Source organism: Patescibacteria group bacterium, assembly GCA_041645165.1.
Classification (GTDB): domain Bacteria; phylum Patescibacteriota; class Patescibacteriia; order 2-02-FULL-49-11; family 2-02-FULL-49-11; genus 2-02-FULL-49-11.
In genome coordinates, this window is sequence record JBAZQN010000001.1 from 1 (window position 1) to 21,213 (window position 21,213).

The following is a 21,213-nucleotide window of genomic DNA, read 5'->3' on the forward strand; positions in this document are numbered from 1 at the left end:
CCGGCGCTCCCGCGCCGTTCGATCCCGATGGGATGATGGTAACATACGAGCATGGTGTTATTTAATCGTATGCTTCCATGATCTCACCGGAAGACCTAATTGTCAACCTAATTGGAAATACTCAATAATTCACAGGAAGCGATGACTACGTGAGAAGCCACCGGAAGTACCCCGCATAAGGATGCGGTGAGTTAAAAAAGCCTGCCGAGAAGCTTTCTCGACACGTTCACATTTCTCTGGAAGCAGACAACGTGGGTTAAACCAGCTGGGTAGATGGGAGAGAAGTGTGAGCTGTCGGACATGTCTTTTCGACAGGCTCTTTATTTTTAAAAAAATTTTTCCAAACACCCCTCGCCTAGCCCGCATGCCATAGTGGCCTCCTCGGAGGCTTGTATATCGGATGCTAAATAGTACGCACTCACTTGACCCCCTCTCGCTCCCCCTTCTAAAGGGGGAGATAATTGTCAAAGGGGTAAATCGGTGATATACTCGAAACATGAAAGATACCTATCTCTATCCCATCATCATTGAATCCTGCGAGGAAGGAGGATTTTTTACCTCGTGTCCCGTAGTGCAGGGCGCGCATGCGGAAGGAGAAACATACGCGGAGACCGTTGAAAATTTGGAGAGCGTGATGAAACACATTTTTCAGCTGGTACCGCATTTCTCTGTACACACCTATAGCAGATAACGTCAGTTTTTTAATAACGTCATTCCAGACTTGATCTGGAATCCAGAAAAATAAACAAACAAATAAATCGATTTTCCTTTTGGTTTCTGGATTCCCGCTGGAGCCTGCCCCGTACCACGATACGGGGCGGGAATGACAATGAGGCGTTAAAGAATTTTTATTACTTACTATATCATGACCTTTCAAAACTTGCCCGCGAACGCGGGTTTGTGTTTTGGTGCGCAGGCAAAGGGAGCCATGAAGTATGGGTGCGGCAGTCCGATAATCGGCGCACGGTCATCCCAAATCACGGCAGCACGCCGCTCAAACGAAAAACCGTCAAGAGCGTGCTTGATGATCTGGAAATAGATCTACAGACATTTATGGATTAATAAGTATGGTGCTTCACGGTGCCAAAGTGATATTGCGGCCAGTGGTGATGGCGGATGCGGAGCGGTATGCGCGCTGGCTTTCTGATCCTGCGGTGCATCAGTTTATCATGCGCAGGCGCGTCACGCTTAGGGAAGAGCGGCAGTGGATCCGGAATATCCCTTTGAGGAAGAATGACCGCATCTTTGCCATAGACACGCTGGAAGGAGTGCATATTGGTACCGTGGATTTGCACGTAATCAACCAGATGGATCGCTGTGCGGTCTTGGGCATATTCATCGGCGATAAGCGTTATTGGAACCAGGGCTATGGCACGGATGCGATGCGGACGATCCTGCGCTACGGGTTCCAGAAATTGAAGCTACATCGCATCGAGCTTGGGGTCTATGCGTATAATCCGCGGGCGATACGCGTGTACGAAAAGTTGGGATTCACGCACGAGGGCAGGCAGAGGCGCGCCATTCGCTGGCGCAATAATTATTACGATCGTTTGATTATGGGGATTTTGAGGGAAGAGTGGCTGAAGCGCGAATAAGGGCGCCAGAAAAAATAACTTGTAGGATCGTTTTGATGCGTAATGCCATTATTTCAGGCAATGCAGTTAATCAAAGTGTGAAGTTATTTTTGCAGGGCGCCTAAGGATGAGGTGCGAGTAGGATAGAACGAGCGAATCAAGCAACCATTATAATGCGAAAACCCTGTGGCTTATGCTCAACAGGGCTTTTTATAAGTGTCTCATGTGAGACCTCCTTTCAAAAACGAAATCAGAGTACGCGACTATCTCGCGCCCGGCCAATCCGGGAATTATATAGAATTAATTTTCATCCCATTTTTCCCTGTTGGGCCGCTGGGATTTTTGACCACCCATCTCTTTCAGAACTTTAGAGATGTTATATGCTGAAGATTTTTTTTCAGCTGAAGCTGGATGGTCATCAAAGCTTTTTGGAAGTCCCTGCTTTGGTCGCCGGGACTCCTGGTCATCATACACCATCGGTCTCACCTCCTTTCTATTTGGGATTCTGAAGTCTATTTTTCAAACAAGTGTATTCCTTGTATACTAATGTTGTCAAGGCGATGCACTTATCTGTTTGCGGCAAACAAGCAGTGAGGAATAGTGATAATCATAGGGACCTATTAAAATATGGGATAGGATAGATAGGTCGAATAATAAGACTAATAAGTCTGATAAATTTGATTGTTTATAACTTATGTGGCTCCTGTTTGCATTTTTGTCTGCGGTGACGGCCGCCGCAGTGGCAATTTTTGGGAAACTGGGTTTGAAAAACCTTGATTCCACGCTCGCGACCACGATCCGTTCCATGGTCATGGCGCTCTTCCTGCTTTTAGTGAGTTTCAGTTTGGGCAAATGGCGGCAGTTTTCCGCCGGAAGCATCGCAGGCAAAGATTGGCTCTTAATTGTATTATCAGGCGTGGCCGGTGCGCTGTCGTGGCTGTTCTACTTTTTCGCGCTAAAAAGCGGCGACGCCTCCAAGGTCGTGGCGATTGACCGGTTAAGCATCCTGTTCGTGATCGTATTTGCCGTGATTTTCCTGGGGGAAACCCTTGGCTGGAAACAAGCGCTCGGGGCGATTCTCATGGCGGCCGGGGCGATTTTGATAACGATGCGGTAGGGGTGGACAATTGAACGGTGTCGTGATATGTTTTAATAGTCCTTATTAAGCTAACTTATAAATATATGGCACAAATTATTGGAGCAAGAGAAGGAGCGGGTGATGCAATGAGGAATATGGGAGGTTCAATGTTTGCACGGGATAATACAACTCCAAAAGGTGAAATTAAAAATTATCAGTTGATTTTACAAAGGTTACAAGGAAGGTTGAATGACCAAGATGCAGCGGTTGTAAAGAGTGATTTTGATGCACAAGTGAAAGCGAAAGCGGATATGTCAGATCAGGCAAAGGTTGAGTTGATTCAAGGCTTATTAGTACAGCACAATGTCCCAGAGATAAAGGAAGAGGTCAAAGAGGCGGCATGAACAAAAATTTGAAAAATGAAAAGCGCGGATTCCCGCGCTTTTTTCGTGGCTGAGCCGTTAGTTAGAAGTCAGCGTTTTCCAAAAAGAGCCAAATGAAACCGCCCCTCAATGTCCCCTCCTTAGTAAGGAGGGGATGGGGAGGTCTCCTTTGGGGAAATGTGAATAGGTTACAGCTGTTATCATGGTCGTTTTTTGAAGAATATGATAAAATATCTCCGCTTACTCACTAACCTTATCCCCTATGGAGTACTTTAAATCCCCCAAATTCGCGCTTTCTGTATTGGGAATAGCCGCCGTCACCGCGATCGTCATCATGGCCTTGGTGCAAAAGCCCTTCTCTAATCCTCCTCAGCAATTTAATGTCTCGGGCGAGGGCAAAGTGGAGGTAGCACCTGATATTGCGCTGGTGCGCGTGGGCGTGGCAACCACGCCGAAAGCATCGGCGGGGGAAGCAGTAAAAGAAAATACGTTCATCATGAACCGCGTCATGAAGGTGGTATCTGACGCGGGCATTGCGCGCGAAGACATAAAGACCATGAATTATACTCTGAATCCCCAGTATGAATTTCCCGACGGGAAGCAGAGATTATTGGGGTACGTGGTGTCGCAGGACGTACAATTGAAGATTCGCGATCTCACGAAGGTCGGCGATATCATCGGCGCGGCGACGTCGGCGGGCGCTAATCAGGTGAATGACATCCAGTTCACACTCGAGAATCCGGAAAGCGCGAAGGCAGACGCGCGCGCCAAGGCGATCGAAGCAGCAAAATTAAAAGCAGCCGTGATTGCGGATGCCGCAGGGTTGGATTTGAAAAAATTAATAAACTTCTACGAAGTGGAGTCTCCCATTCCCACGCCGTACTATGACGGCAAGGGCGGCGGCGGCACGGATATGTCGGTGCCGGTGTCGCAGGGGATGTACGAGGTGGTGGTGCAGGTGAATTTGGTTTATGAGGTCAGATAATGATACGAACAGTTTGCAAGAAGAGGCTTTTTGTTTCTATTAAGTATTCATCATCGTTTTTCCTTTACTCAGGAATACACAATTTTTTTGCGGACGCGACCTAGCAGCTTGATACGCCTAAATCCTCGAAAAATTGGTATTCCTTCGCTCTAAATTCATGATTAATTCACCTGCGAGTGGGAGAGAAGGGAAAGGATACCCATTTAACAATTTAGCAATTTAACCATTTTCATTATGTCTTCATTACAAAAATTTATACTTTCATTAATAGGCGTGTTGGTGGTGGGCGGGGTGCTCGTGGTGGGCGCGGCGAGGATGGGGAAAGGGCCGTCGCGCATTGAGGTGTCTACGGCAGAACCGCAGGACCACTTTTCCATATCCGCGGAGGGCAAGGTGAGCGCAAAGCCGGACATTGCGGTGATGACTTTCGGCGTGGTGACGGAGAAACCCACGGTCGCGCAAGCCACCAAAGAGAATACCGACAAAATGAATGCAGTTATTAAGTCGGTAAAAGCGAATAGGGTAGCGGAGAAGGATATCAAGACTTCGCAGTACCAGCTCAATCCCGTGTACGAATACCCGCCCAACGGCAGGCCTTATATCCGCGGCTACTCCTTAAACCAGCAGATTGAGGTGAAGGTGCGCGATTTTGACACGATCGGCGATGTCATCGCGGCGGCGACCGGCGCAGGCGCCAATGAAGTGGGTTCGCTCCAATTTACCATTGATGAGCCTGATGCGTTAAAAACACAAGCGCGCAACGAAGCGATTGGAAAGGCGCGGGACAAGGCGCGCCAGATTGCGGACGAAGCAGGATTGAAGCTCGGGCGGCTTATTAATGTGAGCGAGTCAGGTGGTTATACGCCGCCGGTGCCGATGTACGACCGCGCGTACATGCTGGAAGCGAAATCAGTTGGCTCTGTGGCGCCGGAAATTCAAGCAGGGGAGCAGGAGATTACGGTGACGGTGACGTTGGTGTACGAAGTGGAGTAAGTGCGAGGCATGTCTGTATAAAAAGACGCGGTTGTCCCGCCCTGCGAGCGGGACACCGCTCGGCTCTCGGGTTCGCTCCTCCGACGTGGCGTCGGAGACCGTGCCCGCTCACCCTCCGAGACGCTTTTTATTGCAGCCACTCCTCGCTTGGGGGGATATAGGAAATCGGTTTCGTGACGGTCTGGAAAAGACATTACTTCGTATACTAAAAAGTAGGGGGAGAGAAGGTAGGTAACCATTTAGCAATTTAATGTAAAGGTCCATTGTAAAATAATTATTCTCATTATGTATGAATACCTTAAGTTATAAAGTTACCGGTTGGACCGTGTCAGTGTTTTCAGTGTTGAGCTATGCCTTATGTTTCCTCTGGGCGTATACGCTGGCGGGCGATTTGAGAGAAATGCATGTGAATTGGCTGCGGATGGCGTATTTGAAATTTGCCGGACTTGATGTGATGAGTTTTTTGTCAGGACTTGTGCAGACGTTTGTGTGGGCATGGATTGCGGTGATCGCGTTTGTCTGGTTGTGGAACAGGTTTTACCATAAGTTCGAGAAGACGGGGACAGCATAGGAGAGGCGCTCGGAGTGTTTGCATAAAAAGACGCGGTTGTCCCGCCCTGCGAGCGGGACACCGCTCGGCTCTCGGGTTCGCTCTCCCGCTTCGCGGGATCCGTGCCCGCTCACCCTCCGAGACGCTTTTTATTGCACCCACTCCTCGCTTGAGGTTAAGAGTTGAAGCTGCGAGGGTGTTCACGAACGCACATCCTCGCTTGGGAAAATTAGGAAGATCCATACCCGCGGAATCTCCGAGACACTTTCCTTCACAGGCAATCCTCACTTGGGGGGAGTAAAGAGTTGCGAGGGTGTTCACGAACGCACATCCTCGCTTGTGGGGAGGAGGTTTTGTATTATAAAAACCGCCTGTGGAGGGCGGTTTTCATTATGATTTAATCAGAAACTATGATTGCGGATCCTTTTCATTCTGTTCATCCTCCTTATTTTCTTTTGGCGTGTCTGGTTTGCTCTTCATCTCCTCCACCGTTTTCTTGATTTCATGGACGACGGTTTCCGCTTTCTCCTTCATCTCCGCGCCGACTCGCGTGAAATGCGCGCGATCAAGGTTTGCGTCTGCCGCACCTTCAAGGGGCACGATAATCCAGAGGATGAGATAAGCCAGCACACCGAATCCTTGGAAGAGCGCAAGGAGCACAAAGGCAAGGCGGACGATGGTTGGATCAATGTTGAAATATACTGCAAGCCCGGCGCACACGCCGGCGATCATTTTATTGTTACGAGAGCGGTATAGTTTTTTCATATAGTATTTTGCATTAATTAACGATTAGATTGTACTATAACGTGGTAAAATTGTCGAGGAAGGAATAGATAATAGAAGATTGTAATTATAATAAATTTGTGATAGGCTCATAGCATGAATAGAACTATTGTGAGTGAAACTACGGGTGCCATTGGCGCCACGGTGCTCCTGAAGGGATGGGTGCATGCGCGCCGGAATCTCGGAAAGATCGTATTTTTTGACGTGCGCGACCGGTCTGGCATCGTTCAGGCGGTGTGCGTGCCGAAAGAATTGGATCCCGCATCGGTGGACGCAGTGACCAAGATACGCCCGGAGTGGGTGGTGGAAATTGAAGGCGCGGTGCAGATGAGGCAGGAGAAGGACGTGAATCCGCTCATCCCCACCGGCAAGATAGAGGTCCTCGCAAAGCGCGTGGCGGTCCTCAATGAGGCGAAGACGCCACCGTTTGAAATCGACAAAGACACGAAAGGGATTTCCGAAGAGTTGCGCCTGAAGTACCGCTACCTTGATTTGCGCAGCGACCGGATGCGGCGGAACATGCTCATGCGCTCCAAGATGATGCACTATGTGCGGAGTTACTTGCGCGAGAGGGGATTTACCGAAATCCATACGCCCATGCTTTCCAAATCAACGCCGGAAGGAGCGCGCGACTATCTCGTGCCTTCGCGCAAATACCACGGCAAGTTTTTTGCGCTCCCGCAATCTCCCCAGCAATACAAGCAGATGCTCATGGTGGCGGGATTTGAGCGGTATTTCCAGATCGCGCCCTGTTTCCGCGACGAGGACGCGCGCGCGGACCGCAGTCCCGGAGAATTCTACCAAGTGGACATGGAGATGAGCTTCGTGACGCAGGACGAGATCCTTGCGCTCACCGAGCACATGTTCACCGCGATGGTGAAAGAGCTATGGCCTGAAAAACATTTCATGCAAGAGCCGTGGCCGCGGCTGAAGTACCAGGAGGTGATGGTGAAGTATGGCACGGACAAGCCTGATTTGCGCCGGAATAAAGAGGATATGAGTGAGCTCGCATTCGCATGGGTGCTTGATTTCCCTCTCTTCATGCGGCAGAGCAAAGAAGACTTCTTCTTCGGCGCAGGCAAGGTATGGGCGCCGTCCCATCATATGTTCACGGCACCCAAGGAAGAGGATGTGCCGCTTCTTGATACTGATCCCGGGAAGGCGAGGTCTTACCAGCATGATTTGGTCTTGAATGGGATTGAAGTGGGAGGCGGCAGCGTGCGGATTCACAGCGCCGCGCTCCAGGAGAAAATATTTGACCTCATCGGATTTACTGCGGAGGACAAGAAGAAATTCGAACATCTTTTGCGCGCGTTTGAGTTCGGGGTGCCGCCCCACGGCGGCATTGCGCCGGGGTTTGACCGTCTGCTTGCTATCCTGCAGGGAGAAAAATCAATCCGCGAGGTGATTGCGTTCCCCTTGACCGCCGATGCCCGCGATCCGCTCATGGATTCGCCGAGTGAAGTGACGAGCGAGCAGTTGGAAGAATTGGGGATTAAGGTGGTTGAGGAAGCTTGAATCTAGTGCCGTGACAATTAAGTTTTGCCACATGGCATGTATGAATTACCCAATATCCACGGGCATAAAACACACTGATGATATTCCATAATTAAATTGTCACGGTACTAGAATATAGAAGCTGGAATCTAGAAGTATGTGGGTGGGAATGCAAGAAAAAAAGTCGTTTGGAGTATTCAGAGGGAATATTGTATAATGAAGGCGTGTGATGCGCCTTTCTTTGTTGCAGAAATACATACTTCGCATGGTGTATGAGGGCCGTCTGAAGCGGTTCCCGAGGGATCGGTTTGTGCAATATTACGCGGAAGAACGCGGAACGTCACGCGTGGCAATAACGCGGAAACACGCGGAAGGCGATGATGCGGTGAATGCGATTACAAAGAGTATTGAGCGTTTAATTGACAAAGAGCTTATGGTGGGGTATGGCGTGCGCACGCCGCATAAGTGGTATATCCACGAGGTAAAGCTGACTGCGAAGGGAAAGAAAATTGCTAAGAGACTGAGGGGAGAACAACAAGTATTACCCTTAAAAACACCAAACACTAAGAAACAAACATCAAATAATACCCAATAACCAAGTAGCAATGATCAATATTGGTTATTGGATCTTGTATCTTGATTATTTATATTACTATGTCTATTCCAAAAAAACTCCTTAATTATTTACAGCAGAAAAAGGCGAAGTATGAGGTGGTCGAGCATAAGACCGTGTTTACCGCGTGGGACTTGGCGCAGACGCTGCATAAGAAGCCGAAAGAGATCATGAAGACCGTGGTGGTGAAGCTCAACGGTAAAGAGCCGGTGCTCGTCCTGCTCACCGCGGACCAGATGCTTGATAAGAAAAAATTCCTGAATGTAGTGAATGCATGGATCACGGCGCCGCGCGCACCGGAGGTCGCCGTGGCGCTAAGAGTTAAGCTCCATGGCAAAGCGCGCTCCCTTGTATTTGCTGAAGAGCGCTGGCTGCGCGAGAAAGTGCTGGGCAAGCCCGGCGCCACGCCGCCGTTTGGCGAAGTGGTGAAAATGCCGGTGTTCGCCGATCGGCAGGCCATGGCGTCCAAAATGCTGCTGCTTAATTCCGGAAGCTATGAAGCGTCGCTGCAAATGGCAAAGGAGCATTATGAAAAATTGCAGCCGGTGGTGAGGGGAAGATACGGTGTACTTCGTAAGCTCAAATAACAAAGTTCAAAGTTCAAATGAAGATCAAATAACAAAGTTTAAAAGAATGACAACCCTTCGACTTAGGCTCTCGGGTGACACGTCTTATTTGTCATGGTGAGCAATGTCATAGTGAGCCGAGTCGAACTACTGTCGAACCAAGGCATTTGTCCCGCTCCTTTATTCCTTATTCTCAAGGTAAGCGGGATCCCGTTGAGGCGGGAAATTTTGAGCTTTGAACTTTTATTTATGGCAGCGTTTGAAGGAAGCAAGGCAAACTTTACTATTAGTTTAGAGAAATTCGACGGTCCCTTGGACCTTCTCTTAAAATTGATAGAGCAGGATAAGCTCGCCATCACTGAGGTAGCGATTGCGCACGTGACGGAACAATACCTGAAGGTCATACGGGAGACGGAAGGAGGGATGCATCCTGAATTGCTGGCTGATTTTCTCGTGGTCGCGGCAAAGCTCCTTTTTTACAAGTCGCGCGCGCTGTTTCCCCAGTTAAACGTCGCAGAGGAAGAAGGGGAAAGTTTGGAATATCAATTAAGGCTCTATCAGAAATTCGTGGAGGCGTCCAAAGCGATTGAGAAACTTTTTCACCGGCGGCATTATGCGTTTGCGCGCGAGCGCCTCGGCGGGTTTGTCTCGCCGGAACACGGTGAAGGCGGGCAGACGGAAACCGTATTTGCGCCGCCATCGCATTTGAAGTCTGACCGGATGTATACGATCATGCTCCAGGTGCTGAAAAGCCTTGAGCCGATAGTGAAAGTGCCGAAGACGATCATTAGAAGGATGTTTTCCTTGCGCGATACCATACGCAGGATTGAGGAATTGCTGTGTGGACAGGAACAGATGCGGTTCGGATCGCTCTTGAACGGCGCGCAGAATCGCACGGAAATCGTGGTGACGTTCTTGGCGCTTCTGGAGCTGGTAAAACAGCGCACGGTGGTGGTCACGCAGGCGGGGATGTTTGAGGAAATGACCGTGGTGAAAATCCTAAACCCTAAACCCTAAATACTAAACAAATCCAAATATCCAAAATCAAAACAATTTGAAACATTGGCTATTGGAATTTTGAATTTTCCGCCGAAGGCGGATCCGCCTTTGGCGTGAGTTTAGAGTTTAGAAATTAGTGCTTAGAGTTTATCAATAGTTATGTCCTTAGTATCCCAAATTGAATCCCTCCTCTTTATTTCCAACCGGCCGCTGACGGTGCGTAAGTTGGCGGAATTGGTGGAAGCGAAACCGGATGAAGTCGCGGCGGCGCTTGAAGCGTTACGGGAGGCCACGAACAGCGAAGGGAGAGGAGTGGCGCTGGTAAAGGCGGGAGAATCCTACCAATTCGCCACGCGCGGCGAGCACGCGAAATTGGTTGCGGCGTTCGTGAAGGACGAACTGGTCGGCGAAATGACGCGTCCTCAGCTGGAAACGCTCACCATCATCGCGTATCGCGGGCCGGTTGCGAAATCGGAGTTAGAGCGCATCCGCGGAGTAAATTGCAGCCTGATATTGAGAAATTTAATGATACGAGGATTAGTAGAAGAGGCAGAAACGGGAAATGGGGGAGAGAGGGGAAACGAGGGACTGGATGCCCTGCTGCGGAAATACCACGTGACCCATGAATTTTTAAGATTCCTCGGGCTCACTTCGGTTGAGCAATTGCCCTCGTATGCGGAGCTTTCAAAACACGAATACCTCGAAGCTATGAAGAGCCAAGAAGAGCAACAGGCGGTATAAAGTTTAGGGGTTATCAATTAGGATTTATAATTTAGAGTTTATCTGGCTACGTCATAGCTTCGCTAGATCTGGCGCAGCCAGACCAGATCTCGTCGTAGCTTCGCTAGATCCCGCGTAGCGGGACGTAGCGAGAGAATTATTCATTACGTTATGTCTCCTGCCATTTCATTCATTCTCTTCCTCACCACCTTTATCCCTTCGCTTCTGCATTCGAGCCCCGCGGTAACGAACGAACGGATCGCGTCTCTTGCGCGCGGCAATGAGCCTGGAGAAGTGCAGGAGGAAGGCGACCGCCTCACGGTGCCGGTATGGCGCCCTGAGGACAAGAAAATACCGCAGCGCGTTCCCGGCGTGGCAGGCCCAAGTTTAAGCGCAAAGAGCGCACTGGTCGTGGATACCGATACCGGCAAAGTGCTTTATGCGAAAAACAGGGATGTCGTGCGGCCGCTCGCTTCCCTTACTAAGCTCATGACGGCGCTCGTGGCGGTTGACCTGCTGCCTGACCGCACCAAGAAGGTTACTATCATCAAGGCGGATGAAGCGGGAGGCGGACGGCTCTTAATCCGGCAAGGCGATGAAGTGACCGTAGAGGACCTGTTTTATTTGGCCTTGGTAAGCTCCTCGAATGACGCGGCGCTCGCGCTCGCGCGCGCCACAGGGAAGAGCCGGGCAGTATTCGTGAGCGCGATGAATGCGCGGGCGCGCCGCATCGGCCTCACGCGCGCGCGGTTCACCGATCCCACCGGATTGGATGCGGGAAATGTCGCAACCGCAAAAGAAGTGGTACCATTATTGCAGGCGGTCGTGAGCAATCCTTTCCTCCAGCGGGTGGTCACCACTAAAGAGTACCGCCTCGCGCTGGGCGAGGGAAAGATGAGCACCGTGCAAACCACCAATAAATTATTAGGGAACAGGTCCTTGCATGTGTTGGGCGGTAAGACCGGTTACATTGACGAGTCAGGATACAATTTTGCCATCCACGTGCAGGGGACCAAGGGCGAGACTCTCACGATCGTACTGCTTGGCAACCAGCAGGATACGGACCGTTTCACCCAGGCAAAAGCCCTGCTTGAGTGGGCGGAGAAAGCATGGAAGTTTTAGTCTTCATCACTGTAGCGTAAAGTTGCATTTATCGTGGCAAAAAGTTGCTTCTATTCTCGAAGATAGAAGCCAGTTAACGCCTTGTATTACGCCACAAAACGCCATTTGAGTATGACAAAAAAGTATTTAGTCGCTAATTGGAAAATGAAGCTCACCATTGCCGAAAGCATGGCGTTGGCGCGTGCGGTGTGCGAATTTGCGGAGCGGCATGATGCGTCTGATTTTCATATTGCGCTCTGCCCTTCGCACGCGGCATTAAGCGAAGTGGGAAAAATACTTTCCAGCAGCAATATCGCCTTGGGAGCGCAGGACGCCGCGCACGTGGACCGCGCGTCATTGACCGGCGCGACTTCGCCCCTGCACTTGGCGGAGCTAGGCGTTCAAGAAGTGATTATCGGCCATTCGGAGCGCCGTGCCTTTTTTGGCGAGACCGACGAATTGGTTCACCATAAGGCGAAGGCGGCGATCGCCCATGGGTTAACCGCAATCATATGCGTGGGAGAGCGCAAGGAAGAGCGCGAAGGGGGAGAAGCGGAAGCGGTCGTGCGCCGCCAGGTGCGCGCCGCGGTTGACGCGGGGACGCCGTGGGAAAAATTATGTATCGCATATGAGCCAGTGTGGGCGATAGGCACGGGGACACCTGTGAGCCGTGAAGACGCGGTGGCGCAGACGAATGCGATCCGCGATGAGCTGGGGAAGGCTTTGGGCAATAAGGACGCGAGTGCGCGCATACCGGTGCTCTACGGCGGAAGCGTGGACGGGGACAATGTGCGCCTCTTTACTCAAGCGCCGCTTGATGGTACGCTCGTCGGCATGGCAAGCCAGTCGAAGGAGGGGATGTACGCGCTCCTTTTGGCCTTGCAAACCCCGCCTCAAGAATAACTACACTTCCATGCTGCTCCTCATCATATCCATTTTCGTATTTTTAGCCGCCATGGGGGGGCTGGTGCTGCTCGTGGTGAGAAAATTTCCGGTATTGTCGCTGTTGAATGTGCATGACGTGAAAGAGGAAGCGGAGCGCCGCGTGAAGCGCACGATCCTTGAGCAGCGCATGTACCGGAAATTGGGCCACACGATCCGTACTTCTCTGCAAAAAATACGCCCGTTTCTCCTTTGGGCGCGGCAGAAGCTCGGGTCCGTCAAAGAATGGGCGCGCGCGCTCGAAGCGCGCTACCAACAGACGCTGGAAGAGGAGCGGCAAAGGGTCGTGCCCCAGATGCCGCAGTCGGTAGATGAGCTCATTGAAGAGGGGAAGAAACAGCGGGAGCGCGGGGATGATGCGGGAGCGGAGCAGACGATCCTGCGGGCGATCGCGTTGGACACGCGGTCGGTAGCCGCCTATAAAGCGCTCGCGCGGCTGTACGCGTCGCGTCGCGAGTATGACCATGTGAGAGAGCTCGATGAATTTATTTTAAAATTGGATCCGCATCAGGCAGACGTGTATGCAGATCTCGGCGCTGCCCTCACCGCGTTGGGAGAATCCGCGCTTGCGCTCGATGCGCTTGAAAAGGCGGTGATGATAGAGGAAGAGAACCCCAAGTACCTTGATCAACTGCTGGAACTTGCTATACTGCGTAAGAAAAAGAGCCTGGCAAAAGAAACATTGGTAAGATTGCAGGAAGTAAATCCCGAAAACGAGAAAATACCCGTCCTTGTGGGGCGGGTGCAGGAATTGCCTGAAAAAGAAAGCAGTTAGTGTCTAGTTGGTCAGTTGTTCAGTTGTTCAGTTTTTCAGTTTATCGGTTTGCATTTGTTATTTTTTTATTTTTAGGTTAGTCTGTGTGAAGCACGCGCCGTGTCATGAACGTTATTTGAAATCATTGAAGGGCGGTAAACAGCTCGATATAGAAATCGAGACAATGAAGAGTAATGCCGTTGTAGCTCCACCGCTGGAGCGGGGCAGGCAGTTGGTACCCCGCAAATGCGGGGCATGGTAAGGATGTGGTCTAGGAAAAACGTCATTTTGAAGCTAGGATTAGCCAAGGTGAAAAAAATGATGACCACTTCCTTGGGGTACATGGTCGCGGGCTAATGGGAAGACGAACGCAATTTTACAACCAAAAATCATATGCCGTTGTAGCTCAGTTGGTAGAGCAACTCCATGGTAAGGAGTAGGTCGTCGGTTCAATTCCGACCAACGGCTCCAGATTTTTTCAGAGCTGCAAAGGCAGCTCCACCGCTGGAGCGGGGCAGGCAGGCATGGTAAGTCCCGCCGCACAATATTTATTGTAAAAATAATGAAGGCGGGATCCCGCCAAGGCGGGAGAAGTAGGTCCCCCGCACAATGCGGGGCAACGGCTCCAGATTTTTTCAGAGCTGCAAAGACAGCTCCACTTTTATTTAATCTGGCATAACCATTTATAGAGAGATTCCTATGGCATCATCTCATCATGTTGCCCTGATCACCGGCGCAAGCTCCGGGTTCGGCCGCGCCACCGCCGCATTACTTGCCGCACACGGCTACGCCCTCGTCCTTATCGCGCGGAGGGAAGAACGGCTGCACGCATTGCAGAAAGAGCTCTCGGTTCCCGTCTATGTGAAGAGCCTGGATATCAGAAACCGAAATGAAGTAGAAGCGTTTTTCCAAACGCTCCCCGACGCGTTTTCTCCCATAGATGTGCTTGTTAATAATGCAGGCCTCGCGCTCGGCCTGACGCCCGCGCAGGATGCGCAACTGGATGACTGGGAAGGGATGGTGGATACGAATGTCAAAGGGCTTTTGTATGTCACGAGATGCGTGCTGGAAAAAATGAAACAGCAGAACCGCGGCATTATCATCAATATCGGTTCGGTCACGGGAGAAGTGCCGTACAAGGGCGGGAATGTCTATGGCGCCACCAAGGCGTTCGTGAGCCAATTCTCGCGCAATCTGCGCACTGATTTATTCGGCACCAACATTAAGGTCACCAATCTCGAACCGGGAGCGGCGGAAACCGAGTTTTCCTTGGTGCGGTTCAAAGGGGATGCGGCGCGGGCGAAAAGCGTTTATGAACGCTCCACGCCGCTGACTGCGCAAGATATCGCCGAGACGATACTTTGGATAATCCAGCGGCCCGGGCACGTCAACATCGATTCGATACGCATCATGCCCCTTGACCAGACATGGAACGGCCTCGTGATGAATAAGAAATAAGACGTAAGGCAGGGCGCAAAGGGCGCCGATTGATAATTTGGAACAATTATGTTAGTTTAAGAATGGCCGGACGCTGCAGAACGCATGTATTCGAGCCTTTCATAAGCGAGATGGCGACATTTAAAAAGAGAGGATGTGGGCAGGTGGCGGAGTGGTCAAACGCACCAGACTGTAAATCTGGCGCCCTTGTGGCTACGTAGGTTCGAACCCTACCCTGCCCAATGCCACCTTAGCTCAGCTGGCAGAGCAACACTTTTGTAAAGTGAAGGTCCTCGGTTCGAATCCGAGAGGTGGCTCCAGTATTCTTAATTCATTATTCCTAATTCTTTTGAAAGTATGCCCAGCAATACAACATCCAAGAGGGAGGCAAGACCTTATGCACATTTGAAGATAGATTGTAGGAGAGGCTTTATTAAGTAGAATGTTTTTTTCTTCGCCTCCCTCACGACTCGCCAAACGTTAAGAATAATGACAGAAAAAATTTATTCACTATGGTCGTATTATTACATGATAATCATTCAGCAACAGCGCCGTTTGGCGTTGGATGTTGATATACTGGGTATGCCCTCACAAGATAATCTCATCAAAATGGAGTGCACGGATTGCCATCGCGTAGGATACTATACTTACAAGAACAAGCGGGTGAAAGTGCGCTTGGAACTCAAGAAGCACTGCAAGTTCTGCAAGAAACACACGATGCATAAGGAGACCAAATGAGAAATCCTAAACTCTAAGCACTAAATTCTAAACAAAATTCCAATGGCCGAAATTCAAAACGTATTTTTGGACATTTGGATTTCGAATTTAGTATTTGTTTAGGGTTTCGGATTTAGGATTTAGAATTTTATGGTCGCAAAGTCATCGTTATATGGTTTTAGTTCCGGCATTGCGATTCTCATCGTAATGGTGTTGGTGTTGGGCGCTATTGTTTGGGGTTTGTGGCCTCGGGGGAAGACCTTTGAGCAGGTGACCGGATGGAGACTGCCGTGGGATAAGGCCAGCTCGGAAACCGGACCCTCATCCGAGGACTCGTCCGGAGATTTTGTGAATATTCAGGAGCGATTACAGATCGAGGAATGGATTACCAAAAACAGACTCAACCAGTACGGCGATCCCGCGGATACGCTTTATGAAGGAGGCTCTCCCTTAATGGATGAAGCGACTGGAAAGCTCATGACGCGGTACGAGTATCTCTTTAAAAAACATCCCACGAGGCCGTGGAGGCAATAAGGGGGGTTCGTATAACGGTAGTACAATGGTCTCCAAAACCATTAGCGAGGGTCCGACTCCTTCACCCCCTGAATTTACATAGCAATAACCCAGAGGTAATCCCTCTGGTTTTTGATTTATTTAAGTATTATTATGGTATAATTTATTTGTATGCACAGACATGGTATCTTGTTTTCTAAACCGACTATTATTTCCTTTTTAGCAATTTTAAGCATTGCTGGTATCGCAGTTTATGTGATCCAAACAAAAGAGCAGGGCCAAGTTGCCGGCGTCTGTTCCGCAAAATCAGTAACTTCCACCAGCTTCATCAAAACTTTTCACTTGCTTGATTTAACTGACGGTTTTGACATTTCATTCACTAAAGATGGCGGATATTTGCTGACCGGCGACATTCTTCCGGCCTCTGGCATGGGAGCGCCAAAACCTTATATTATCCAAACCGATACTAAGGGGAATCCACTATGGAGCAGGCAGTTTAGCAGTAAAAGCATGGCTCTTGGGCTGATGTCGTCCCGGCGGATCGGGCGTCTCGCTCTAGAGACGATTGACGGCAATATTGTCACGGCCATCGATGTACTGGATTTTGTTGATGAAAACGTGAAAGAACTCTATGGCGATATTTTGGTGACCAAAATTAGTAAAAAGGGAACGCAGCTCTGGTCATTGATGCTTGGCGATTATAGTATAGATCGTCCGCAAAAAATATGGGCTTTATCGGATGGCGGTGTGTTGCTCCTTGCCCGTTTCATGCAAACCGGTTATGGCACTGATGTAGGCGATACTGATGCAGTGCCCAAGTATAGCGTTTTAATAAAAATTGATAAAAACGGGAAAGTGCAATTTGCAAAAAAATTGAATTGGGAAGCAGAGGATGTGCAATATTTAGCTGATGGCAGTTTTATCGCCTTGGCCAATATTGTTGTTCCAAAAACTGAACAGCCAGAAAATATTTTGGGGCAGGAGTTGGTTCCGCACGCCTTGCCGACCGTTATAAAACTGGACAGTGATTTTAAAGTGGCGTGGGCGAAGAGCCTTGAGATGATTCCGTCGGAGATAAATGCTCCCACCAGTTATTCTGGCAGCAGTTTTACCATGGGAAAAACCGCTATCCGCATGCCGGGCGGTGACTTTAGGGCGGTTCAGCCTGTGCCCGACGGCGGTTTTATTGCGTTCGGTTTTGGCGATTTAAGTCTAATTTCGGGGCTGATGACGGGATCAGCCAATACTATCAATAGTTTTTCCGCGCGATCATTGATCGCGGTCAAGGTCGATAAGGTAGGGAATTACAAATGGGCAAAAAAATTAACTGTAAATATGACCTCTAGCCCATCAAGTAATGATTTTCAGGTGATAAAAACTTTGGACGATTATTTTGTGATTATGCAGGATGTGGTGCGCGAGAGCGCAAAGGTGCAAGCGGCTGATTTTAATTTATCGCCAGAGGCATTGGCCTCAAATATTGAATTGATTAAAACTGATGTCGATTTTAATCCGATGTGGGTGAAAAAAATTAATGCGGAACGGGATTTGTCAGGCTATGGCATCGCGCCGACAGCCGATAAGGGAGTTGTGATTGCCAGCAGTATGCTCACCACTAAACAGCATATAGTAATGATGAGTCTGGAACCATATAAGGAGGCGGCTTTGATAAAAGTTGATGTCAATGGCGAGGTGCGCGGATGTCCCGGAGTAACGGATTACCGCGGGGCAACGGTGGAAGACCAAAGCAGCTATTTGGTGATGCAAAGTATGCAGGTCGATGGGGCTGAAAATATGACGTTGCCTATTAATAAAAAGGTAAAAGAAAAGGTTTTCCTCATAAAAAATACGGCGCGAGACATTTGTAAATATCAAAAAAGTAGCGTAGCGCCAAATTGTTCCGTTTCCCTACCGCTGACGTCAGGTCAGACAGTCACGCCGCCCACGCCCAAAACCTGGGCGCTGATCGGCTATGGAAACACCAAAGAAGTCGCAGTAGACGGCGAGAAGAACCAGGCTGTTCATAAAGAATTACTGCCAATACTTAACCAAATTTTCAATAACCAGGTGAAATTAAAAGATAGCATGAAAAGCATGTGGCTCACCTATGTGTTCCCACGTCAGGTGACGCGCTCGGACGTGGAAGTCGTGCAGAAAAAATATGAGGAACTGGGCTACAAGATTGACCAGTCAGAAGGAGGCGTGCTGTGGGTTTCCAAGATTGGACTGACATTGCATCTGATTTTCTCTATTCAAAATTCCATGGTTGGAAAATTAGAAGTGTTATTTTAACCTGACCCATCCCCGCAACAAAAATATTTTAACCTTAGTCAAAATTAGGTAGATATATATACCCTCGCCACTCCCGAATTCCAGTTCTAACATCGTCCACGATGCCCTGAATTTACATGGCAATAACCCAGAGGTAACGTCTCTGGTTATTAGTTGATAAAATGATATAATGAATATGTACATATTTAGGTCGATCCCAAACATCAAATTGAATCTTAATTTATTAACTTAAATACTATGCATAAAACTAAAATTATTTCCGGATTTTTGATTTTTGAATTAATTTACACACTCATCAACATATTACCAGAGCTATTAGTCACATTTGATCCTTCACAACTTATTTATTATGCACGTCTTTTCTTTATCCTAGCACTTTTATTGAGCGCCATAGGGATATATTTTCAAAAAAAATGGGCAGTTATCTCTCTTTGGATATATATACTTCATCCATTATTGATAGGATACTCGTTATATGTTGGCTTTGGTGGGTATTATTATATAGTTGTTATCAATACAGCCATTGTCACATATTTGTCAGTTACTTGGAATTTATTTAGTAAAAAAGGTAATGTTTAACAAACATGTACAATGATTAATATTTATAAATCTTATATGTATTGTATAGCTAAATTTGGTATATATAATTTTACTGATTGTTGAATTCCAGTTCTAACATCGTCCACGATGCCCTGCCATATTTCACCCCGATTCTTGGGGTGTTTTGTGATAAGGGGAAAGGACTTGAAAGAGTATGCTGAGTGAAGCCACCAGGGCTTCGAATCGGAGTGAACAGGATTCCTCCCGTGCTCGTGTCTAAAGGGCGATTTGCTGGTATAATGCAAAGACAATGTCATTAATCGAACGACGTATGAAAAATGTTAAACCGACGACGCGCATACTAGCGGCATTTTTTATTATACTTGGCATAGCAGGGATGATTGCCTTACGGTATGCGATAAAAGTGTCGAACGATAAAAAAACAAATACCGATAGCCTCACCATCAGTTTCAATAATCAAGGGTTGGTTCCTTTCGATACCATGGTAATCGAGGGCAAGAACCTTGATCCCCATGCTGCCACCTCCGTTATTTTTGATACGTATACCAAGCAGACGCTCACTATACCGGCATTGAACGTGACGCCGACGACCGTGACCGTCGCGGTGCCGCCGCTCGCATTTAATAAAAATTCCGGCAAGTTCGGCCTTGATGTCGTGTCGTTCAGAGTTATTCAGGCAAAAAAAGATGGCGATACGTTGGCTGTCAAGTCCTCAAACACAGTGTCGGGCATTCAAGTGCTGGCCCCGGCGGTCCCGCGTGCCGTACAGATGGCACGCGCACAAGATCTGCCACCAGGCACGATCACGCGGGCATTTGCCGCCATGGCGCTCAAGAGCATTGATTCATTGGCAGACCAGGCGCCGGTAGAAAACAAAGCATTAACTGCGTCGCTTGCCAACGCCCGCACGGAGATGGAACGCTTGCGTTCAGGCCTGGATGCATTTATAAAAAATCCCCACACTACAGTTCGCCTTCAAACAGCCACAGGATCAACGGTAGCATTAAGCGCGGCGCAGATTGCCTGGCTCGACGCATTTTATTCCGGCTTCCTTGGATCAATTGAGAAAAGCCAGCTGCAGGGGGAAGAAAAGAATTCGTTTTCTTTGAGTCCCGCCGCCATGGCGGCAGAGACAGATTGCTGGAGTCTTGGGGAGTCGGAACATGTTACCGCCGCGACGATCACCCGTCAGCTGGATTGCCTCTATAAAAAAACGTTCATCGATCAGGCCGGAAAAACAGACGAAGAGATAACGACCGAAGCAAATGAATTGATGAAAAAACATCTGATACTGTTGGGGAGTATTAGTCTTGCCCTGGCCACGGGCGGGTTGAGTCTTGAGGCGCAGATTGCATATGGCATTACGTATTCCCTGGTGATGGAGTACCTGGTGAACAACAAGAATCCCGGTGTAAATTCCATTCCCGATGTCGGGGCAACCGTTATCGACACGATTCTAAAAACGCCCGCGGTGTTTCCCATCACCGGACTTTTCGTCGGCGTGTTAACCGCGTGCGATGAAGAATGCAAAAAAAATCCAAAGGCATGTTATACGTCCGATATTCTTATTACGGACCCTTTGAATCTGCGGGATTTATTATTTATAAAATATGGCACCCTTGACCATGACGTAGACCGATTCAAAACTCCGGAGGAATTTGAATCGTATTTGTATGGTGACAAAGGGATTGATAGCGGCGGCTATGAAACGGTGATCCCTCCGGCTCCGGTGCCGACTCCCTCTCCTACGCCGACGCCAACACCTGCCCCGGAACCTACACCACAACCAACGCCATCGCCGGCTCCCATAACCCCGGAACCGATCATCGATATAGTTCCCACCCCTGCACCGACACCCACGCCGGTGCCGCCAGGCCCGAAATGTTCCCAACTGAAACAAACTGCGTATGATCAATGTGTTGCCGGCTGTGGCAATTCACAAGATTGCTACAGTGCCTATAGCGACTGCACGCCTGGGTGTGAGGGCACGGGAAATCTTTTTACCAAATCAGACTGTATAAACTCCTGTCTCGGGACGTTATCAAAATGCACCGGAGCGGTATCAAAATGCAATGCTGATTGTTTGAAAGCCGAATATGCGTACACCTGTCCTTAATTGTCCAGATATGAATGCATGACCTTAGTTCTCACATCC

General features: G+C 49.1%; 23 protein-coding genes and 4 tRNA genes. 26 read left to right on the plus strand and 1 reads right to left on the minus strand.

Translation table 11 applies throughout. The features are described 5' to 3' along the window. The first annotated feature begins 496 nt into the window (after positions 1 to 496). From WC659_00005 to WC659_00040, 8 genes are all read left to right on the plus strand, one after another. Positions 497 to 691 carry a type II toxin-antitoxin system HicB family antitoxin gene (locus WC659_00005; protein ID MFA4872308.1) on the plus strand — a complete coding sequence of 65 codons (195 nt, stop codon included), beginning with the start codon at positions 497 to 499 and terminating at the stop codon, positions 689 to 691. Between the two features lie 119 nt (positions 692 to 810). After that, positions 811 to 1,062: a type II toxin-antitoxin system HicA family toxin gene (locus WC659_00010; GenBank protein MFA4872309.1), complete on the plus strand. Its 252-nt coding sequence runs from the start codon at positions 811 to 813 to the stop codon at positions 1,060 to 1,062. A gap of 5 nt (positions 1,063 to 1,067) precedes the next feature. Then, complete coding sequence (locus tag WC659_00015) at positions 1,068 to 1,595, plus strand: GNAT family protein (protein ID MFA4872310.1); 528 nt, start codon at positions 1,068 to 1,070, stop codon at positions 1,593 to 1,595. A 673-nt stretch (positions 1,596 to 2,268) separates the two neighbouring features. Continuing rightward, the gene (locus WC659_00020) at positions 2,269 to 2,691 is read left to right on the plus strand and encodes an EamA family transporter (GenBank protein ID MFA4872311.1); all 423 of its coding nucleotides are present in this window, start codon (positions 2,269 to 2,271) and stop codon (positions 2,689 to 2,691) included. Positions 2,692 to 2,756: 65 nt separating this feature from the next. Next, complete coding sequence (locus tag WC659_00025; protein ID MFA4872312.1) at positions 2,757 to 3,056, plus strand: hypothetical protein; 300 nt, start codon at positions 2,757 to 2,759, stop codon at positions 3,054 to 3,056. Positions 3,057 to 3,297: 241 nt separating this feature from the next. Continuing rightward, complete coding sequence (locus WC659_00030) at positions 3,298 to 4,020, plus strand: SIMPL domain-containing protein (protein MFA4872313.1); 723 nt, start codon at positions 3,298 to 3,300, stop codon at positions 4,018 to 4,020. 234 nt (positions 4,021 to 4,254) lie between these two features. Then, entirely contained in the window at positions 4,255 to 5,013 is a 759-nt protein-coding gene (locus WC659_00035; GenBank protein MFA4872314.1) for an SIMPL domain-containing protein, read from the plus strand. A 289-nt stretch (positions 5,014 to 5,302) separates the two neighbouring features. Further along, positions 5,303 to 5,584, plus strand: a complete 282-nt coding sequence (locus WC659_00040) for a hypothetical protein (GenBank protein MFA4872315.1) — start codon at positions 5,303 to 5,305, stop codon at positions 5,582 to 5,584. 387 nt (positions 5,585 to 5,971) lie between these two features. Here the strand turns inward: WC659_00040 and WC659_00045 are convergent, their stop codons facing one another. Then, complete coding sequence (locus tag WC659_00045) at positions 5,972 to 6,328, minus strand: PspC domain-containing protein (GenBank protein ID MFA4872316.1); 357 nt, start codon at positions 6,326 to 6,328, stop codon at positions 5,972 to 5,974. Between the two features lie 114 nt (positions 6,329 to 6,442). Here WC659_00045 and WC659_00050 point away from each other — a divergent pair, with 114 nt between their 5' ends. The 18 genes from WC659_00050 to WC659_00135 all read left to right on the plus strand — a co-directional run bounded on the left by WC659_00050 (position 6,443) and on the right by WC659_00135 (position 21,174). Continuing rightward, positions 6,443 to 7,864: an amino acid--tRNA ligase-related protein gene (locus tag WC659_00050; protein MFA4872317.1), complete on the plus strand. Its 1,422-nt coding sequence runs from the start codon at positions 6,443 to 6,445 to the stop codon at positions 7,862 to 7,864. Positions 7,865 to 8,069: 205 nt separating this feature from the next. Next, positions 8,070 to 8,438: a hypothetical protein gene (locus WC659_00055; GenBank protein ID MFA4872318.1), complete on the plus strand. Its 369-nt coding sequence runs from the start codon at positions 8,070 to 8,072 to the stop codon at positions 8,436 to 8,438. A gap of 59 nt (positions 8,439 to 8,497) precedes the next feature. Next, entirely contained in the window at positions 8,498 to 9,043 is a 546-nt protein-coding gene (locus WC659_00060) for a YbaK/EbsC family protein (protein MFA4872319.1), read from the plus strand. A gap of 228 nt (positions 9,044 to 9,271) precedes the next feature. Beyond that, positions 9,272 to 10,039, plus strand: coding sequence for a segregation/condensation protein A (locus tag WC659_00065; protein ID MFA4872320.1), 768 nt, complete (start codon positions 9,272 to 9,274; stop codon positions 10,037 to 10,039). Between the two features lie 141 nt (positions 10,040 to 10,180). Next, entirely contained in the window at positions 10,181 to 10,762 is a 582-nt protein-coding gene (gene scpB, locus WC659_00070; protein MFA4872321.1) for an SMC-Scp complex subunit ScpB, read from the plus strand. A gap of 150 nt (positions 10,763 to 10,912) precedes the next feature. Continuing rightward, positions 10,913 to 11,863 (plus strand): D-alanyl-D-alanine carboxypeptidase family protein, encoded by a 951-nt coding sequence (locus tag WC659_00075; GenBank protein MFA4872322.1) that lies wholly within the window; start codon positions 10,913 to 10,915, stop codon positions 11,861 to 11,863. 111 nt (positions 11,864 to 11,974) lie between these two features. Then, a complete protein-coding gene (gene tpiA / locus WC659_00080) occupies positions 11,975 to 12,745 on the plus strand; it encodes a triose-phosphate isomerase (GenBank protein MFA4872323.1) in 771 nt (256 codons plus the stop codon). A 10-nt stretch (positions 12,746 to 12,755) separates the two neighbouring features. Continuing rightward, positions 12,756 to 13,559 (plus strand): hypothetical protein, encoded by an 804-nt coding sequence (locus tag WC659_00085; protein ID MFA4872324.1) that lies wholly within the window; start codon positions 12,756 to 12,758, stop codon positions 13,557 to 13,559. Between the two features lie 374 nt (positions 13,560 to 13,933). Next, positions 13,934 to 14,009: transfer RNA gene (locus WC659_00090), tRNA-Thr, on the plus strand. Positions 14,010 to 14,237: 228 nt separating this feature from the next. After that, positions 14,238 to 14,996 carry an SDR family NAD(P)-dependent oxidoreductase gene (locus tag WC659_00095; GenBank protein ID MFA4872325.1) on the plus strand — a complete coding sequence of 253 codons (759 nt, stop codon included), beginning with the start codon at positions 14,238 to 14,240 and terminating at the stop codon, positions 14,994 to 14,996. Between the two features lie 137 nt (positions 14,997 to 15,133). Further along, positions 15,134 to 15,217: transfer RNA gene (locus WC659_00100), tRNA-Tyr, on the plus strand. 2 nt (positions 15,218 to 15,219) lie between these two features. After that, positions 15,220 to 15,295: transfer RNA gene (locus WC659_00105), tRNA-Thr, on the plus strand. 262 nt (positions 15,296 to 15,557) lie between these two features. Then, positions 15,558 to 15,713, plus strand: coding sequence for a 50S ribosomal protein L33 (gene rpmG, locus WC659_00110; GenBank protein MFA4872326.1), 156 nt, complete (start codon positions 15,558 to 15,560; stop codon positions 15,711 to 15,713). Positions 15,714 to 15,842: 129 nt separating this feature from the next. Beyond that, a complete protein-coding gene (locus WC659_00115; GenBank protein MFA4872327.1) occupies positions 15,843 to 16,226 on the plus strand; it encodes a hypothetical protein in 384 nt (127 codons plus the stop codon). After that, positions 16,227 to 16,297 (plus strand) — tRNA-Trp (locus WC659_00120). It abuts the gene before it with no gap. A gap of 79 nt (positions 16,298 to 16,376) precedes the next feature. Continuing rightward, on the plus strand, positions 16,377 to 18,497 hold the full coding sequence (locus tag WC659_00125) for a hypothetical protein (GenBank protein ID MFA4872328.1): 2,121 nt from the start codon (positions 16,377 to 16,379) through the stop codon (positions 18,495 to 18,497). Between the two features lie 237 nt (positions 18,498 to 18,734). Beyond that, a complete protein-coding gene (locus tag WC659_00130) occupies positions 18,735 to 19,076 on the plus strand; it encodes a hypothetical protein (protein MFA4872329.1) in 342 nt (113 codons plus the stop codon). A 292-nt stretch (positions 19,077 to 19,368) separates the two neighbouring features. After that, positions 19,369 to 21,174, plus strand: a complete 1,806-nt coding sequence (locus tag WC659_00135) for a hypothetical protein (GenBank protein MFA4872330.1) — start codon at positions 19,369 to 19,371, stop codon at positions 21,172 to 21,174. The last annotated feature ends 39 nt before the right edge of the window (positions 21,175 to 21,213 follow it).